Annotated in this window: 16 protein-coding genes and 1 pseudogene; 5 read left to right on the forward strand and 12 right to left on the reverse strand. The window is 34.8% G+C overall.

Features of this window, described 5'->3' with window-relative positions:
* Nucleotides 1-70 precede the first annotated feature (70 nt).
* Complete coding sequence (locus tag IL45_RS08455; protein WP_036582750.1) at nt 71-1,408, forward strand: dihydrolipoyl dehydrogenase family protein; 1,338 nt, start codon at nt 71-73, stop codon at nt 1,406-1,408.
* Here IL45_RS08455 and IL45_RS08460 read toward each other — a convergent pair whose 3' ends face one another.
* The 6 genes from IL45_RS08460 to gdhA all read right to left on the reverse strand — a co-directional run bounded on the left by IL45_RS08460 (nt 1,409) and on the right by gdhA (nt 9,853).
* Nucleotides 1,409-2,254, reverse strand: coding sequence for a hypothetical protein (locus tag IL45_RS08460; RefSeq protein ID WP_036582753.1), 846 nt, complete (start codon nt 2,252-2,254; stop codon nt 1,409-1,411).
* A 52-nt stretch (nt 2,255-2,306) separates the two neighbouring features.
* Nucleotides 2,307-2,942, reverse strand: a complete 636-nt coding sequence (gene pdeM, locus IL45_RS08465) for a ligase-associated DNA damage response endonuclease PdeM (RefSeq protein ID WP_036582755.1) — start codon at nt 2,940-2,942, stop codon at nt 2,307-2,309.
* A gap of 17 nt (nt 2,943-2,959) precedes the next feature.
* Nucleotides 2,960-5,368 carry a TonB-dependent receptor gene (locus IL45_RS08470; protein ID WP_036582757.1) on the reverse strand — a complete coding sequence of 803 codons (2,409 nt, stop codon included), beginning with the start codon at nt 5,366-5,368 and terminating at the stop codon, nt 2,960-2,962.
* The gene (gene recO / locus IL45_RS08475) at nt 5,365-6,087 is read right to left on the reverse strand and encodes a DNA repair protein RecO (RefSeq protein WP_036582760.1); all 723 of its coding nucleotides are present in this window, start codon (nt 6,085-6,087) and stop codon (nt 5,365-5,367) included. The genes IL45_RS08470 and recO overlap by 4 nt, the downstream gene beginning before the upstream one ends.
* Entirely contained in the window at nt 6,088-8,373 is a 2,286-nt protein-coding gene (gene porZ / locus IL45_RS08480) for a type IX secretion system anionic LPS delivery protein PorZ (protein WP_036582763.1), read from the reverse strand.
* 136 nt (nt 8,374-8,509) lie between these two features.
* On the reverse strand, nt 8,510-9,853 hold the full coding sequence (gdhA, locus tag IL45_RS08485) for an NADP-specific glutamate dehydrogenase (RefSeq protein ID WP_036582765.1): 1,344 nt from the start codon (nt 9,851-9,853) through the stop codon (nt 8,510-8,512).
* A gap of 235 nt (nt 9,854-10,088) precedes the next feature.
* Here gdhA and IL45_RS08490 point away from each other — a divergent pair, with 235 nt between their 5' ends.
* Entirely contained in the window at nt 10,089-10,859 is a 771-nt protein-coding gene (locus IL45_RS08490) for a THC0290_0291 family protein (protein WP_036582767.1), read from the forward strand.
* Nucleotides 10,860-10,927: 68 nt separating this feature from the next.
* Here the strand turns inward: IL45_RS08490 and IL45_RS08495 are convergent.
* Nucleotides 10,928-12,073, reverse strand: a pseudogene (locus IL45_RS08495) (trans-sulfuration enzyme family protein); the annotation flags it as partial.
* 63 nt (nt 12,074-12,136) lie between these two features.
* Nucleotides 12,137-12,601, reverse strand: a complete 465-nt coding sequence (locus tag IL45_RS08500; RefSeq protein ID WP_036582772.1) for a DinB family protein — start codon at nt 12,599-12,601, stop codon at nt 12,137-12,139.
* A gap of 121 nt (nt 12,602-12,722) precedes the next feature.
* On the opposite strand from IL45_RS08500, the gene IL45_RS08505 reads away from it, so the two are divergent.
* A complete protein-coding gene (locus IL45_RS08505; RefSeq protein WP_036582774.1) occupies nt 12,723-13,076 on the forward strand; it encodes an arsenate reductase family protein in 354 nt (117 codons plus the stop codon).
* The gene (locus IL45_RS08510) at nt 13,076-13,972 is read left to right on the forward strand and encodes a DMT family transporter (RefSeq protein WP_036582777.1); all 897 of its coding nucleotides are present in this window, start codon (nt 13,076-13,078) and stop codon (nt 13,970-13,972) included. The genes IL45_RS08505 and IL45_RS08510 overlap by 1 nt, the downstream gene beginning before the upstream one ends.
* Here IL45_RS08510 and IL45_RS08515 read toward each other — a convergent pair.
* The 4 genes from IL45_RS08515 to hemH form a co-directional block, all read right to left on the reverse strand.
* Nucleotides 13,969-14,391: a hypothetical protein gene (locus IL45_RS08515; protein WP_036582779.1), complete on the reverse strand. Its 423-nt coding sequence runs from the start codon at nt 14,389-14,391 to the stop codon at nt 13,969-13,971. The two genes, IL45_RS08510 and IL45_RS08515, sit on opposite strands and share 4 nt — an antisense overlap.
* 85 nt (nt 14,392-14,476) lie before the next feature.
* A complete protein-coding gene (locus IL45_RS08520) occupies nt 14,477-14,950 on the reverse strand; it encodes an acyl-CoA thioesterase (protein ID WP_036585222.1) in 474 nt (157 codons plus the stop codon).
* 103 nt (nt 14,951-15,053) lie between these two features.
* Nucleotides 15,054-16,415 (reverse strand): MATE family efflux transporter, encoded by a 1,362-nt coding sequence (locus IL45_RS08525; protein WP_036582780.1) that lies wholly within the window; start codon nt 16,413-16,415, stop codon nt 15,054-15,056.
* Between the two features lie 108 nt (nt 16,416-16,523).
* Nucleotides 16,524-17,555: a ferrochelatase gene (hemH, locus tag IL45_RS08530; protein WP_036582783.1), complete on the reverse strand. Its 1,032-nt coding sequence runs from the start codon at nt 17,553-17,555 to the stop codon at nt 16,524-16,526.
* Nucleotides 17,556-17,726: 171 nt separating this feature from the next.
* Here hemH and IL45_RS08535 point away from each other — a divergent pair, with 171 nt between their 5' ends.
* Nucleotides 17,727-18,083 carry a hypothetical protein gene (locus tag IL45_RS08535; protein WP_036582785.1) on the forward strand — a complete coding sequence of 119 codons (357 nt, stop codon included), beginning with the start codon at nt 17,727-17,729 and terminating at the stop codon, nt 18,081-18,083.
* Nucleotides 18,084-18,106 lie beyond the last annotated feature (23 nt).

Genomic DNA, 18,106 nt, shown 5'->3' on the forward strand with positions numbered 1-18,106 from the left:
TACCAGCATGCTCAAGAATATTGAGAATACTTTAATATAGAAACTGTAACATAGAAGATACCTTTATGCAATGGATAAATTTGATGTATTTGTATTTGGAACTGGTACTGCTGGTCAATTAGTTGCTCAGGAATGTGCTGCCGCTGGCAAAAAAGTAGGCATAATAGATATAAAAGAATATGGTGGCGTTTGTTCACAACGTGGTTGTGATCCTAAAAAATTATTACTCGCCTCTAGTGAAGCCTTTGAATCATCCAAGAATATGAATGGAGATGGTATCACAGGAAAAATTAAAATAAACTGGAAAGATGCATTTAATTATGCAAAACGCTATACCAGCAATATTCCCAAAAACACAGAAAAAAACTTAAAAGAGAATGGTATAATTTGCTATCACGGGAAAGCAAGTTTTAAAGATGCTCATACCATTATCTTAGATGGTAAGGAAATCAGATCAGAGTATTTTGTAATTGCTACAGGAATGCAACCTTTAAGTCTAGGTATTCCAGGAGAAAAATACACACTAACTTCAGCAGATTTTTTTAACCTGACAGAAGTACCTGAAAAAGTAGTATTTGTAGGTGGCGGATATATCGGAATGGAATTTGGCCATATGCTGTGTAGGGCTGGATCTAATGTGACTATTATTGATAAAGGAGATCAAATTTTAAGCCCATTTGAAACTTTTACCTCTAATTTACTAGAAGAAGAATCTATTAAAATGGGTATAAAGATTATTAAAAACGCTCAGGTTTCTAGCATAGAAAAAATAGAAAATCGTTATTGCGTTCACTATGCTATAAATAATCAAATACATCAAGTGACTACTGATTGTGTTTTTAACACTGCTGGACGTGTACCATCAATTGATAAATTAAATCTTGCACTGGCTAATGTGGTGACTGATAAGGATGGCGTATTAGTTAACAGTAACCTACAAAGTACTTCTCAAGCTCATATATATGCATGTGGAGACATTTCAAGTAAAAGCTTACCTCTTACACCTTTAAGTAGCATAGAAGCTAAGGTAGTCGCTGATAATCTTAATGGTAAAAAGAGAGAATTAAATATCCCTGCAATTCCTAGCTCCGTATTCACCATACCACAATGCTCTGGCATAGGACTTACAGAGAATGAAGCAATTGAAGCAGAGAAAACATATCATACAATTGAAAGCGAGGCTAGTGAATGGTTCAACAACCAGCGTATTAACGCACCGCTTTATGGCTATAAAATTATTTTAGAAAACGACAGTAACAAAATATTAGGAGCACACATCGTAGGACCTGAAGCTGCAGAGCAAATTAATATGTTTGCTATTGCCATGAAAGCAAACATGACCTTTGAAGAATTGAAGGACGTGATATTTAATTATCCTACGTGGGGAAATGATATAAAAAGCTTTTAATTACTTATTAGAGTCACGCCATTCCATACACTTTCTATATGGGTTCGTCTTTTTATTTCTAGAACCATGTATTGCTATTGCGATAGTTAGCACACATGCCAGCCCTAATGCCAAATAGGCAATCTGATTAGTTGCCAGTTTACTCAGACCATCCATAGGCTCGTTAAACCTCATGAAAATTGCAACCAGTGCCCATACACCTACTAGAGCAAATTCTCGCATATTGCGATAAACTACCATCGCCATATTCACAATAAATGCTACAAAAATCATGACCATAGTTGCATATACTTGGGTAGTTATTGCAAAGTCAAAGTTGCCATTCAACCATGCCGCTATATTTGCTATAGTAGCGACGCTAATCCATCCCACATAGAGACACAATGGCCACCAAACAAAGGCGATGATAGGAAAAGGCGCATCCCATATCTCCATGTCTAATTTTTTTACACAAATCAATAAACTAACTAAAATACCCAGCATACATATTACCGAAACTCCTACCATTTCATCTAACCAAAATGCTACCCAAGCACTACAAAATATATTTGCGAGTAAAAACCATGGAGCAGTCGTTTTCAAAAAATCTTCTCTATAATCTGTGGGCTGTGATTGTTTCGCTTTCGCGAAAGCGATATAAACACCATATATACCAAACACTAATAGCATTAAGAAAATTAAACCCCATATAGAAAATGCATAACTAGCTGGTGTGAAGAGGTTATTATATTCGGCACTTAATTCTCCTACTGTTTTACCGTTATAATTTCCTGTATTTGCAAAGCCATTCCATGCAATTAGAAAAATAATACTGATAAGATTGAGTACTGCGATTAGTTTTTTCATGTCTTAAAGATACTGGACTATTGACAACAATTACATTAAGAGTTTTATAAAACTAATGTAGTTCCATCACTTCTTGCTCTACAATTGCAAATATGCGATTACCTTTTTTAGGCTTTAAAGTATAAGTTCCCGTAAAATCACCAAAAGCCGCTAGAATTAAACCAAATTCATTATTGAAAAAACACGGTAATTTAACTCTTTGTCGTCCGACACCTTTCATTTTAATCGACGGGTGAACATGACCAGCGATATTGAATTTACCACTAATCTCTTGCGGATGATGTGTTAAAATCACATCGCCCATATGGAGTTGCTCATAGGTTTTTACACCAATTTTTTCAAAAATTTCTTTACCTATGACATCGTGATTACCCATAATTAATGCTAACTCTATGGTTTGAGAACGTACCCATTGTTCAAAGAAGTGCCACTCTGCGTTTATATAAGAATGAAATAAATCACCTAGAAACCATAATCGCGATGGATTAAATAGCTCAATAACCTCATTAAGTTTATCGTACTCCATATCATCTGCACTGGCAGGAATAGCCATTCCATTTTTACGGAAATGAGCACTTTTACCTAAGTGAACATCGGCAAGTAACACTGTGTCTTGTTCTACCCAATATGCTGCTCCACTAGCGTGAAGCTGAAAAGTTTGCTGAGCAAGAGAAATCGTTAGATACACTTTATAATTATCAGTTGTTAAAATAGGTATCTAGCACCTAGAATTAAATTTCTACCAGCAGCGCTTACACCAGATGAGTATGTTCTATATCGTTGATCTGTCATATTTTCTAGTGTCACATTTAAAGAAAGTGCCTCATTGAGACTATATCTAGATCTTATGTTAAGAGTGTACCATGATGGTGCATATGGATTGCCATTTGAGTCTAAAGCATATAGATAAGGACGACTTTGTTGACTAGGATCTAAATCTTCAAAATCAAATTGACCGTTAAATTGAGCAAACAAACCAAGTTTCAAAGACTCTTTTTCATAATTTAATTGCAAATCTCCAAAAGCCGGAGCAACATGTCTTACTGGGATTTTATTACCATCCACTTCTGTTTGTTCTCCTTTTGTAATATTATAATGCCCTATTAAAGAGAATTGATCATTAAGTTTATAATTAAGGCCTAATTCTAGTCCATAAATGTTTGCTTTTTCACCGTTTTGTATGGATTGCACTTGACTTTGCTCTCCTTGATATTCTATAATAGATTGCCCGTTGAGTTCATCATTTTGAGCGACCAGTGCGTCTTTTAAATAAGTATAATAAACACTTGCATCTAGTGTGAGCTTATCATTCCATGTTTTCTTGACACCTATCTCACTATTATATGAATATTCTGATTCCAGATCTGGATTAGGGACTATGACTGTGCCAGGACTAGGATCAAACAATTTCCCTAAATCATCGATATTAGGCGCACGAAAGGCCGTACTAAGATTGCTTCTCAATTCCCATTTATTATTAGTAACATAAGTCGCTCCTATTCCGCCAGTAAGTGCTCCGGTATTAATGGTTGCTTCTTCAAATGGGAAATTAAAAAATGCATTGTTAGCCGTGAAATCTGCATCAATCCATATATGATTATACCTTAAACCAGTATTTACAATCATTTGAGAAGACACTTTCCATTGATAACTTGCATAAGCAGCAAGTGATCTCCATGAGGAACCATCTGGATATCTGGTTGCATTTGCCGAGAATACGTTAGTATCTATATCTTGAATATATCCATTAGAACGTACTCGGTTATGAATAAATTCACCACCATAAAATAATGCGTTAGATTCTCTATCACGTCTTTCAAAATCTAACGAAGTGGATATCGCATCAACCTGTTCTTCATTAACAAAGCGTTCTGAATCTTGAAAATCCCTTGTTATACGACTTTCTTCAAAATGTTGATATGCCTGTGTTAAAACTGCTTTGTCATACCACTTACCATCACCACGATGAGTCACATTAAAATTAGTCATTAACCATTTTTGTGGACCATAAAACCACTCTGCGTTTCTAGGTTCAGCGCTTTCGCGAAAGCGATCTAAAGAGTCATACCTAGGAAAATCACCAGTACCAGAATAAATAACACCTAGTCCAAATTCAAAATCTTGAGTAGGTTGATACCTAAGTTTCTGTAAAATATTAAGTTGGTCATATCCTGTAGGACGCTGGATTAAAGAATTATCATTTACTATAGAAATATCTTGATCATCACGTCGCACGACATAGCTTTCTCTTAAGTAATCATCGGGACCATGAGTACCCATCCGTAAATCATCAAAAAAGTTAACCGTTATACTGGTTGCAGAGGCCCATTTCTCGCCACCGATATTAAAATTTAAATGACCTGTGTTCTCATTATTTGCGCTTGCATATCGCAATAAACCACTACCTGTTATTTGAACTGAATCTTTTTGAAACTGTGGCTTAAGTGTATAAAAGTTCATCACTCCACCTATTGCGTCACTACCATAAACAACACTACCAGGACCTAAAATTACCTCACTACGATCTACACTTAATGGATCGATAGAAATAACATTTTGCAGGTTACCACTACGGAAGATGGCCGTATTCATGCGCACACCATCAACGGTTATCAACAACCTATTAGTAGAAAATCCTCTTATCATAGGACTACCACCACCTTGTTGAGATTTTTGAACAAAAACCTGACCAGATTGCTGTAACAAATCTGCACTAGTTTGTGGATTATTGAAAGTAATTTCTTCTTTATTTACAGCAAATATTTTTTGAGGAATATCTTGCGCTCTTTGCTCAAATTTTGAAGCTGATAAAATTATAGGATTAAAATAATCTGATTGCTGTTGCAACCTGATGAATTTATCTTTTGAAATGTTTGTCTTTATTATTTTGATGGTAGCATATGATATGCTCTGAAAATAGATAAATTCTTGATCGTTAAAAATTTTTAAATCTACCTGACCTTCAATATCTGACACAGCAGATTTTGACTTTGTTTTATTATAAACAGCTACATTAACTAACGGCTCATTAGTATCTATATCTACAATCGTAACCACCTGTGCTATGGAAGGAAAAGTAGTTAATATTATAAATATCAATAGTAACTTTTTCACGTATCGAATAGCTGTTTTAAAATCGTTAATGATGTAGGTTTTTTAAAGACGTGCAAATGTATCTGAAAATAATCAATGACCAAATTTAATAGGCTATTGCGCTCTTCTCTATTCATTTTAATCTCATTTATTGCAGCAAAATTCGTGCCCAGAAATTGCTTAATTAAGATACTTTCTTCTATAGTTGCGTGATGAGGTAAAACACTGTTGTTATCAAATGATCCATCTAATAAATTAAAGTACGGTAAATCGATAGTCTCCATATCAGGTTGAAAACCCATATGAGAAGTGAGGTCTAATAATGTCTTGATAGAAAAATTGGCTACAGTATCTGTTTGATCTAAAAATTGAAAAATACTAGATACATAATCATATAAGTATTCATCTGGCTGTTGCTCTGTCAACAACTGCGTTAAGATCTCAGAAAAAAACATGACTATACTACTTTTTATAATATCTGTATGAATAGTATCATATGCTGGTGCGACGTGAGCTTCTTTAATATACTCTAGCGATCCTTTTCCTTTGTGTTGTGTGACAATGTCTAACTGGGTTAAAGGTTGAAAAAAAGCGATGCGCAATTTCCCTTTACGTGATTTACGTACTCCTTTAAGCATGTATGATTGTGTGCCTAATTCTCTAGTATATAATCGAGCGATTAAATCTGCCTCGCCATACTTAACAGTAGATAATACTATTGCTGGTGTGCGAGTAAGCATTTACCTAACAATCATTAATTTAGAAACTGTAGTCTCTATATTATCATCAGTAGAAATAAATAACATATAAACACCACTAGCTACTTTATTTCCAGAAAAACTACGTGTATCCCATTGAATACTTCCACCTTGAGAAACTTTTTCAAATACGAGATTACCTTCTATATCAGTAATTTTTACACGCGCTCTATTAGTTAATCCATCAATAGTAACATTACCATCAAATCCAGGACGCACCGGATTAGGAAAGGCATAAACATTCTCAAGATCTTCTTGTGGCTTACTGGCTCTATCTCCTTTAAAAGCAACTAAACCATTTTTAGTTGCAAAATAAATAAGTCCTGTTGTTTCATCTATTGCGATGTCTCTTACTTCATTATCCGGTAAAGGAGAATTGTTTTTTGTAAACTGAAAAATAGTTTCACTACCACTAGGGTTAAATAGAAAAACACCAGAACTACCTGTCGCCACCCATTTATTATTGTTACCGTCCACCTCAATATCCAGTACAGCTTCATCTCTTAATAATTCCCTAGGTATATCATTAATATCTTCAATAATAATAGCTCTAGTATCCTGTATATCATCAGAGAATAAACTATTTACACTAGAAAGCACCCTTAATCCTAGGTTTGAACCTATCCATAATTGGTTGCGTTGATCTATTCTTATCGTACTAATGTAATTATTAATCAAATCACCTTCCTGAAGACCTTCTGTAAGTCTAGAGTATTGATCTAATGACGGATCATAACCTATAAGTCCACCATCTGTAGAGCCAAAAATAATTTTATCATCGTTAGTTACTAGAATTTTAGTTGTACTAGAACCGCTAGAAACTTCTTCATATACCGATCCAACATCAAATGAAGTCCATTGACCAGAAGGGTTTCTTCTATGTAATGCATTATCCACTTGAGATTGTATCACCCATAAATTACCTTGTGAGTCATAAGCACCATCTGGAATTCTTACAAAAAATTCTGATGGTGGTAATATACTCTCTAATGTACTGTTATTAATACCATATTGCGTTCCAGCTACACCGTCTATAAAATCTATCAATCCATTATTCATAGAGTGAACAACTAGATCGTTAGGATTATCTGGGTTAATCGTTACCTTAGGTATACTGCGCAGGCCACTTACTTCTGTATTTGAATAATTGATCCATCCTTCTTCAACAAGATGACTTATTCCCCTAATAGCATTATCTGGAGTATAGAAAACATCATGCGAGCCATAAGTAACCCATAATTCATTAGGTAATGTTTGAACAGAGAAAACCGAGTTAAACGCAGGTCCTTCTGCTATAATAAACTCGTTATCTGTAGGATTTGAAATATTAACTCGCAGCATTCCCGCAGTCTCTGTTCCTATAAATAAATTGTCATTAAATAAAATGGCACTAGTATAATTAAAGCTCTCTCCATTAACATCATCTACTCTGAAAACTTCATTGAAATTTGTGTCATATACCAATACAAAATCTGTTGTAGCATAGGTTATAAAATTTTGATTTACGTGAGCATCTGTAGATCTTGCTGGCAATTGTAATCCGATACCACCAAATGAACCAGACCCATTAGGCGTTCCAACAAACCTGCCTTGTGTAACCGCATAAATACTGCCGTTAAAAGTGGTTACCTCATCCCAACTATCGTTATTAATCTGAGTCCAATTCATGAAATCGAGTAAAAACGGATTAGATATACTTGCTCTTCTCATACCACCATTACTGGTTGCGGCATAAATAAAACCGCCAAATACATCAATAGAGTTAACAGCGAGTTGAGATCCATTATCGCCTATAAAATAAGTATCATCAAACTCTAGCAATTCTAAGTTATAGATAGCGATACCAAAATCTGTTGCCATATATAATAAATCACCTCTCTCAAGAAATTCATTGACACCTTTCTCTACTGGTGATATGGTCTGCTTATCTCTTATAGCGACCACATTTATGACGTCACCAGTCTCTGGCACTACCTGTATCAACCCGTTATTAAAGGCTATTACTAATAAATTCTTTGCTTCACTGTAATAAATCTGAGATATGGATTCACCACTCAATCCATTAACTGTTGTTATTGTTTCAAAAGAATTTAAGACCGTATCATATACAAATATTGAATTTTCACTAGCCGCATAGATTAAGTCACCATCTTGTTCTAAATCAATAATATTAGAATACGAAAAAAAGGCTTCCCATTCATTAGAAAAATCTTGAGCTGCTGACCATTGAGACAACAGAATTAAAAACACTATCAATAATCGCTTCATATAAAGCAAACGTCTTTTAAGAATGAATAATATACGGTAAGGTCAAAAATAACCTTTAATAATGAGCCATAAAAAAACCTCTGAAGCATAGTTCAGAGGTTTTAATAATTATGATTACGCTTTCGCGAAAGCGATACTATACAATTCCTTGTGCTAGCATAGCATCTGCTACTTTTACAAATCCAGCAATATTTGCACCCTTAACGTAGTCTACAAACCCATCACTATCCTTACCGTATTCAACACATGCTTCATGAATATCATTCATAATACCGTGTAATTTATTATCTACTTCCTCTGCAGTCCAGCTATAACGCATAGAGTTTTGTGACATCTCAAGACCAGATGTCGCTACTCCACCTGCATTAGAGGCCTTTCCTGGCGCAAATAAAATCTTGTTATCGATGAAATGCTCAATAGCTTCAGGAGTACTAGGCATGTTTGCTCCTTCACTTACACACATACAACCGTTAGAAACTAAAGCTTTTGCTTCATCACCGTTTAACTCATTTTGAGTAGCACACGGCAATGCGATGTCACACTTTACAGACCATGGACGTTCACCTTCATGATATGTTGCACTAGGATATTGTGCTACATACTCAGATATACGACCACGTTTGTTATTCTTTAGGTCCATTACAAAGGCAAGTTTATCTGTATCAATACCATCTGCATCGTGAATATATCCACCAGAATCTGACATGGTAACGACTTTACCGCCTAATTGCAAGATCTTTTCTGCAGCATATTGAGCTACATTACCAGATCCTGAAATAACAGTTGTTTTTCCTTTTATGGATTCACCACGAGTCTTCAGCATATTTTCAGCAAAGTATACGTTACCGTAACCAGTTGCCTCTGGTCTTATTAAAGAACCACCATAAGAACGCCCTTTACCAGTAAGTATACCAGTAAACTCATTTCTTAGTTTTTTATAATATCCAAATAAGTAGCCTATTTCACGTCCACCAACTCCTATATCACCTGCAGGCACATCAGTATCTGCACCTATAACACGTTGCAATTCAACCATAAACGATTGACAAAAACGCATTACTTCACGATCTGATTTACCTTTAGGGTTGAAGTCTGCACCACCTTTACCACCACCCATAGGCAATGTCGTTAAGCTATTTTTAAAAACTTGTTCAAAGGCAAGAAACTTAAGAATACTTAAATTAACAGATGGATGAAATCTTAATCCACCTTTATAAGGACCTATAGCGCTATTCATTTGTATACGGTAACCGCGATTCACTTGAACCTCTCCACTATCGTCTGTCCAAGGCACACGGAACATAGTTACACGTTCTGGCTCAGCCATGCGTTCTAGCAATTTATCGCTAGCATATTGAGGATTGTTCTCGATAAAAGGTATTACAGCTTCTGCAACTTCACTAACTGCCTGAATGAATTCTGGCTCGTTAGGGTTCTTACTTTTTATCAAATCGATAAAACTTTCAATGTTTTTTTCCATTATTATGATAATAATTACGTTTAAAGAAAACGTTTTCGTTGATAATGCAAATATATATTAATGTACAATAGTGATATAAATTTTGTCATTTATTTAAGTAGTTAAAGAATAGTAACGTTGATAATTCGTTATAGATAAAATGATCTTAATATAAACTTCATGTTTTAAAGAGGTTATACTATCATAAGTATCCTTAACATTTTATTATATTTGTCGCTTTATCAATGCCATAATCATGATTAAGACCCTACGCTTTATTGGATTTTTTATAGCAGTAATTTGTACTGCACAAACGGTAGATGCACAGTTAGGTATCTCTCATGAAATAGGTGTTATCGCTGGACCTGTTGCCTTTCAATCAGATTATGGAGAACGCTATGATTGGCCTACTAATAAAGGTAACGTAGGAACCGGTATAGGTTTAGTACATTATATCAACTTTGCATATAGAGCAAATTGTAATTGTTACACTCAAGACACCTACTGGAATGATCACTTTAAAATTCGTAATCAATTAGCTTATCATGTGACCACACTAGATCATTTAAGTGAACTTGCGGATAGACCTAGTCTAGCCGGTTTGCAATTAAGATCTATGACTGGTAAAGCAAAAGTCTTTGAAATAGGAACTCACCTAGAATGGTTCCCGATGAGTATTAGAGATTTTCAAGAAGGTCAGCCTAAGTTTGCCCCTTATTTTGGAATAGGAGCTCATTATGTAAACTTCAGACCTGAAGCTACATCAACATTAGGACCTCTTAATAATCCGGTAACAACCTATCCTACCTTTATAGATCGCATCGACACGTCACAAGGTAGCACCTTTGCTTTAGTAGGAGACATAGGATTCAGATATAAGATAAGTGAATTAAGTGACCTTTTAGTTTCTAGCGCATGGCATTATTATGATAGTAATTATGTAGATGGATTAAGTCCACGCAATGTTAATAACCGCTCATTTGATTTTATCTGGTGGTTTAATGTTGGATACATTTATTATCTATAAACACTATAGTATTTAATATAAAAAAGGCAGCCTATCGGCTGCCTTTTTTGCTAACATGTGCCTCCTAATTAGGCAAAAGCTTGTCTTAAATCTTCTATAAGGTCCTCAATATCTTCTATTCCAACACTTAATCGTATCAATGAATCCACAACACCTGTTTTCTCGCGATCTTCTTTAGGTATACTAGCATGTGTCATACTTGCTGGATGACCTGCGAGAGACTCCACACCACCTAGAGATTCTCCTAAAGTAAAAACCTTTAAATTCTCCACAACCTTAACTGCACTTTCTAATGTACCAGCTTTTGTACTAAAAGAAACCATACCGCCGTAATCCTTCATTTGCTTTTTAGCAACTTCATGATTAGGATGGTCTTCAAAACCTGGCCAGTATACCTTATCTACATTAGGATTTGATTTTAAAGCATGCGCAACAGCTTTACCATTTTCGCAATGTCGTTGCATACGTACATGTAGTGTTTTAATGCCTCGCAACACTAAAAAACAATCTTGTGGTCCAGGAACAGCACCACTTGCATTTTGTATAAAGTACAATCTCTTTGCCAGCTCTTCATCATTTACGACTAGAGAACCCATAACAACATCGCTATGACCTCCTAAATATTTAGTAGCACTATGCATAACAATGTCTGCGCCTAAATCTATGGGCTGCTGTAAATATGGTGTCGCAAATGTATTATCTACAGCAAGAAGTAATTGGTGCTTTTTAGATATTCTTGAAACAGCTTCTATGTCTATAATATTCATCATAGGGTTAGTAGGCGTTTCTACCCAAATAAGTTTTGTGTTATCATTAATGTACTTCTCAATATTACTTGCGTTCTCCATTCCTACAAAATGAAACTTGATACCAAAGTCTTGAAAAATCTGTGTAAATAATCGATAAGAACCACCATATAAATCGCTAGTAGAAATCACCTCATCTCCAGATTTTAATAATTTAAGCACCGCATCAATAGCGGCAAGACCAGAACCGAAAGCAATTCCATAAGCGCCGTTCTCTAAACTAGCCATAGATTTTTCTAACGCATCACGAGTCGGGTTACCGCTACGTGAGTATTCAAAACCTTTATGTCCATGTGGCGTGCTTTGTTTAAAAGTAGTTGTCTGATAAATGGGCGGCATTACAGAATTATAGGCTGGGTCTATATTTTCCTGACCGCCGTGTATGGTTTTGGTATTGAACTTCATATTCTTCTTTTCTACATTATAAAGGTAAAAGCTAGTTTTAAAAACGGCTTGCCTTTTAAAATTTATTTAATTACTCTTAATCGCCTTTCTAATAGCAAGAGCATAACCTAGATGTATGCCTTCGTGAATATTATTCATGCTCAACGCCTCTTCTACATTGCGCATTGTGTAACCAGTACTGGTTGTATATTCTTTAAACTCTTTAAAAACACCGTTTTCATAGTCTACTTTAGTTTTTACGATAAGGTCCACTAGCATGATTTTATACTCTTCTATCTGTTCTTTACTTACCTTACTATCTGGAGTGGTCCCATTACCGTATTTATCTGCTAATTCTTTGGTTACAGATTTTTCCAGACCTGACAGTCCGTAAACCAGACCTTGTTGCGCTGTGATGCTGTGCACAATATTCCAGATGATATTATTTCTAAAACCTTCTGGAATCAGATTTAATTCATCTACGGTAAGCTGGTCTATAAGGCTTAGAAAGATCTTTCTAGTGGTTAGATTATGTTCAAATAAGTGATTCATATGATTTTGTATTTTAATTACAGTTGATTTTATTCCGCTTTCGCGAAAGCGAAACAGGCAAATTAATTAATATTAGGGATAAAGATATTCCTTATCAAAAAAGCTATCGTAATTTTGCTATATGAAAAATCTATTCATTTATCTAGATAGCTGTAATACTTGTCAACGCATTAAAGGTGAGTTAGAACTTACTGACGACATCGCTTTACAAAACACAAAAGAAGAACCTGCAACTATAGAGCAGGTTGAATTTCTAAAAGAGCAAGCAGGCTCTTATGAAGCACTTTTTAACAGAAGAGCGCAATTGTACAGAGGTCGCGGTCTTCATGAAAAAGATTTAACAGAAGACGATTATAAAAATCTTTTACTGGATCATTATACGTTCTTAAAAAGACCGATTCTTATATATAATAACCAAGCTTATATAGGTAATTCTAAGAAAGTAGTTGCTGCAGCTAAAGAGGCTATTTCATAATGAGCAAAAGGTCGGTCGCCATAATATGTGGCTTTTTAGTAGCGCTTTTTTATGCATTTAATTTTACCGCTGCAAAAGAAGTAACACCAGAATTTGTAGGGCCTTTTGGTCTTGTTTGGTATAGAGTTGTGGTTACCTGTGTCATTTTTTGGATAATAGCAACCATAGTAGGACCTAAGGAAAAAGTACCTCTTAAAGAATTACCTCTACTTGCTCTTGCTGCCTTTTGTGGGGTAGGTTTTAACATGATAACCTTTATGAAAGGCTTATCACTTACCTCTCCTATAAGCGCATCAGTGCTTATGGTAACTACTCCTATAATCGTATTAGTATTAAGTGCTGTTTTCTTAAAAGAACGACTATATGCAAGTCGTATATTAGGTATTCTAATAGGTTTCAGTGGTGCTGCATTATTAATTCTATTATCTAACAGCAGTGGTAGTGAGGATGCTACAAATCCAACTTTGGGTAATTTTTTGGTATTTATTAATGCAATTTCTTATTCATTTTATATCATCTTGGCAAAGAAACTGACCACGCGATATAATGTTTTTACTTTAATGAAATGGTTATATCTATTTGGTGTCATATTCATAACACCTTTTGGTATGATGGAAGGTTTAGCTTTTGATTTTAGCACAGCAAATACAGACACCTTATTATATATAGGATATGTGGTGCTTTTTGCTACTTTCGGGACTTATATGCTTAATATTATAGCAATAAGGACGCTTAAACCTAGTGTTGTTGCTGTATTTGTATATCTACAACCATTACTAGCGACTTTAATAGCTATAGGATTGGATAAAGATGAGATTACTGGATATAAATTAGTTGCTGGTGGACTTATTTTTACAGGAGTATTTATAACTAGTATTCCTAAAAAAGCAGGTTAACTATTTACTGAATTCTTTAATGCTGCTGCCCATTGTAAAGCATCCATTAGACTAGTAAAGGACTTGAATTTAGATTTTACAAATAAGGATTCTAATTTAGAATTAATTAAACCTGGATCTGTATAATTTACAACTCCATATCCCATTAATTTAAAAGAGTAATTTGCAAAATGGAACCAATCTACTGGTTTAACAGAGTATTTATTTATTCTATTTGAAATATAAACTAGTTTGCTACCATCTGTATTATAAAAGGATGTTGCTGCATTAATGATAGGTTTAGCCTCTTCCCATCCAAAAACTACATTTTTGAACACCTCAGACACAATAAAACCGTCAAAAAAATAAAAATTGCCATAATGCATATTTATTTCTTTTAACACCTCTGGATAGAAAACAGATTCCCTAATTGAATTCATACTTAAATATAACAAATAAATATTTGAAAATCAATTACCTGCTTTAAAACCAATTATATTAACTTATTGATATAAGAAAACAGGTTTATCGGTCTTGCGGGAATTGTCCGTGTGCTCTAGTATCTAACTTACTGAGTATTTTAAAGTCATCTGACATTGGGAAATGCTTTATCTTCTCATGTAATTCTGGATGTAGAGATGTGATCTTGCGCTCTCTCAAATTCATCCATGCACCAGTCATTAAACCACGCGCTACATTACGTCCTTTATGATCATAAAAGTTATGTCTGAAACTAAAAAGGCTACCATCTTCACTCATACCAGTCACCTCGCAACTCACTGTGATAGGTCTTCCCTGGTGAATTTCTTTAAAATAGAAAATGTTCTCATTAAAAATCACAGGACCTGTCTCATAATGTGCCATTTCTCGCTGCCCAAAATTGTTATCAATTAAAAACGCCATACGTGTATGACTCATGAAGTTTTGGTAAGCACTATTTGCCATATGTCTGTTTGCGTCTAGATCACTCCAGCGCACGTCAAATTCTTTAGTATACATTGCCATCTTTATTTAGGGTAAAGATATTATATGCACGCATAGCAAAAAACAAGTTTGAAGAAAATTTAATTGTTTCGCTTTCGCGAAAGCGAAACAAAATCAACTATACTGTTATTTCAAGCTTCAATTTCTTCATTGCTACCCAAAGGTACCAAGCTGTAATGACTGTAGAAAGTACATCAGCAATAGGAAAACTTATCCAAACACCTAATTCACCATATATACTAGGCAATATTAAAATTAACGGTATTAAAATAAACCCCATGCGCAGTAGGGTAAGTAATAAAGCTGGTATCACCTTTCCTATAGCTTGATAATATGCTGCTCCTATAAGTTGAATAGAAATTATAGGTACTGCTATAAATACTAATTTCAATGCAAATGAAGTTTCCTCTATGACCACGGTATTGTCTGTGAAAATGCTAGCTATTTCACGAGTAAAGAAAAAGAGACCTAAAAATATGAGTACTCCTAAACCACAGGCAAATTTAATAGATGTAAAAATCACTTCTCGCACACGTTCCCATTTTTGTGCTCCATAATTATAACCTGCAATAGGTAAGAAACCTTGTGTTATACCCATTACAGGAAACAGCGCAAACATCATCATACGACCGATGATCCCAAACACAGAAACACTCTCTTCTCCACCTAATTCAAACAACACATTATTTAAAATTAAATAAAGAACACTACTCATGGCTTGTCTAGATAGAGTCACAAAACCTAATCCACCTATTTCTTTTAAAATCAACCAGTCAGGTATTAAGTCTTTTAATGTCCCTACTAACTCACTTTTTCCTGAGACAAAGAACCAAGCGACATAAACAAAACACAATCCATAACTTAAAGTTGTCGCCCATGCTGCGCCTTCCATTCCCATTTCTAATTTATTAATAAGAATGTAGTCCAATAATAAATTACCGACTGATGGGATTAACATGGCAATCATCGCATGTGTAGGTGCACCTTCTGCACGGATAACCGTATTACCCATCATGCACAATGCTAAAACGGGAACACCGTATAGTACAATGCGGTAGTAAATTTTTGCTGGCTCAAAAATCGCTCCCTTACCACCAAAAGAATACACCAATGAATCCATAAACCACAGCCCAAATACAACTGAAAGAATGGTAATAACTAACGTAATAGCTATTTGATTGCCAAATACCTTGCGAGCTTTCTCATAATTATCTGCGCCTAAAGCTCTAGATATAATACTTGAACCACCTATACCTATAGCCATTCCTAGTGCAGCAATAAAAAATGAAACTGGTAAAACAACATTTATGGCAGCAATCGCAATAGAACCTATCCAGTTACCTACAAAAATAGTATCTACTAAAATATTTAATGACATCACTAAAATACCTATAGAAGCTGGTAACGCTTGCTGTATAAGTAACGCCGGTATAGAATCTGTACCTAATAATTGAGATTTTGTAGGTTGTTTAGAATTCATATCTGGTAAATGTATAGCAAAAAAAAGACCTTTATTTTCAAAGGCCTTTTTTTAATAATTTTTCAATTAATATTTAAGATACGCTTTCGCGAAATCGAGATTAACTATCTAAGCAGTTGCTTCACTCATAGCCCATTCATCAATCCATCGCGATAATACTTTAACCCAATCTGCTCTAGTATTCAAACATGGAATAACATGAAATTGTTCTCCATTTACCTCGTGAAAAATCTCCTCACCTTCCATAGCAATTTCTTCTAATGTTTCTAGACAATCACTAACAAATGCTGGAGTTACAATAGCCATTTTTTTAGTACCGCCCAGACCCATTTTTTCAATAGTTCGATCCGTATATGGTGTTAACCATGGATCAAACCCTAGTCGTGATTGAAAACTAGTAGAATATGTTCCATCTTCCATTCCTAGATACTCACCTACTAATCGAGTAACTTCTTTACATTGATGACTGTAACAAAACTCGTGTGCAGGCGATGGTGTTGAGCAACACTTACCATCCATTTTACAATGACTTTTAGTAATATCACTTTTTCTAATATGTCTTTTAGGAACCCCATGATATGAGAACAATAAATGCTCATAATCCTTTCCTTCTAGAGATTCTTTTATCGACTCAGAAAGCACTCTTATATAATCTGGATGATTGTAGAAAGGTGGCATTGTAGTAAAAGACATATGAGGAAAATGTTCCTGACGTAATTCTTCTGCTAGAACTAGAATGGTCTCTGTAGTTGCCATCGCAAATTGAGGATATAAAGGAATAATCAACACCTCATCTACGCCTTTATCATTCAATTCTTTTAAACCACTTTCTATAGACATAGAACCATAACGCATTGCCAAAGAAATAGGCACACTGGTAAACTCGTCTATTTTTTCTTGTAACCTTTCAGATAGTACGATTAAAGGACTTCCTTCATCCCACCAAATCTTTCCATAAGCTTCAGCACTTTTCTTAGGCCTTGTATTTAAAACAATTCCCTTTACCAAAATTGCTCTCAAAATATATGGTAAATCTATAACGCGCTCATCCATTAAGAACTCGTCTAGATATTTTTTAACGTCTTTAGGGCTAGGGCTATCTGGTGATCCCAGATTTACCAGTAAAACTCCTTTTTTCATAGTACTGCTTTGTGCAAAAATAGAAGTTTTATAGTCGGTATACCTTTTAGATAATTACCTAATTGTAATAATAAAATAAAGGATATTGATAGTAACTCAATTCACCACTGATTAAAAGTATTGACAATTATCCATTTGTAAACATTTAGTACCTTTAACAAAACCATTTTTATGACATCTCAAAGAAAATGTCCTGAATGCAATGAAGAGATAAGAGGTCGTGCAGATAAGCGCTTTTGCAGCGATTATTGTCGCAACGTGGCAAACAATAAACTCAACAGAGACAGTAATGCACTCATGCGCAATATTAACAACAGACTGCGTAAAAACTGGCGAATCCTTAGTGAGCTTAACCCTAAAGACAAGACTAAAACTACACGCAACAAGTTACTAGCAAACGGTTTTGATTTCACCCTATTTACCAGTATTTACACCACAAAGAAAGGTACGGTGTATTACTTTGTTTATGATCAAGGTTACTTACCTATGGATGATGATTCCTATTTAATTGTCAAAAGAGAGACTTGATTTTTATATCATCGTCATTACAT

Origin of the sequence: Nonlabens ulvanivorans (assembly GCF_000732625.1) — a bacterium.
In the GTDB taxonomy this organism is placed as follows: Bacteria; Bacteroidota; Bacteroidia; order Flavobacteriales; family Flavobacteriaceae; genus Nonlabens; species Nonlabens ulvanivorans.

Excerpts from the sequence above, each read along its gene's own strand:
- porZ (WP_036582763.1), bottom strand. The coding sequence starts at position 8,373 with ATGAAGCGATTATTGATAGTGTTTTTAATTCTGTTGTCTCAATGGTCA.
- IL45_RS08515 (WP_036582779.1), bottom strand. The coding sequence starts at position 14,391 with ATGAATTCAATTAGGGAATCTGTTTTCTATCCAGAGGTGTTAAAAGAA.
- IL45_RS08490 (WP_036582767.1), top strand. The coding sequence starts at position 10,089 with ATGATTAAGACCCTACGCTTTATTGGATTTTTTATAGCAGTAATTTGT.
- IL45_RS08455 (WP_036582750.1), top strand. The coding sequence starts at position 71 with ATGGATAAATTTGATGTATTTGTATTTGGAACTGGTACTGCTGGTCAA.
- IL45_RS08510 (WP_036582777.1), top strand. The coding sequence starts at position 13,076 with ATGAGCAAAAGGTCGGTCGCCATAATATGTGGCTTTTTAGTAGCGCTT.
- gdhA (WP_036582765.1), bottom strand. The coding sequence starts at position 9,853 with ATGGAAAAAAACATTGAAAGTTTTATCGATTTGATAAAAAGTAAGAAC.
- IL45_RS08525 (WP_036582780.1), bottom strand. The coding sequence starts at position 16,415 with ATGAATTCTAAACAACCTACAAAATCTCAATTATTAGGTACAGATTCT.
- IL45_RS08520 (WP_036585222.1), bottom strand. The coding sequence starts at position 14,950 with ATGTATACTAAAGAATTTGACGTGCGCTGGAGTGATCTAGACGCAAAC.
- recO (WP_036582760.1), bottom strand. The coding sequence starts at position 6,087 with ATGCTTACTCGCACACCAGCAATAGTATTATCTACTGTTAAGTATGGC.
- IL45_RS08500 (WP_036582772.1), bottom strand. The coding sequence starts at position 12,601 with ATGAATCACTTATTTGAACATAATCTAACCACTAGAAAGATCTTTCTA.
- IL45_RS08505 (WP_036582774.1), top strand. The coding sequence starts at position 12,723 with ATGAAAAATCTATTCATTTATCTAGATAGCTGTAATACTTGTCAACGC.
- hemH (WP_036582783.1), bottom strand. The coding sequence starts at position 17,555 with ATGAAAAAAGGAGTTTTACTGGTAAATCTGGGATCACCAGATAGCCCT.
- IL45_RS08535 (WP_036582785.1), top strand. The coding sequence starts at position 17,727 with ATGACATCTCAAAGAAAATGTCCTGAATGCAATGAAGAGATAAGAGGT.
- IL45_RS08460 (WP_036582753.1), bottom strand. The coding sequence starts at position 2,254 with ATGAAAAAACTAATCGCAGTACTCAATCTTATCAGTATTATTTTTCTA.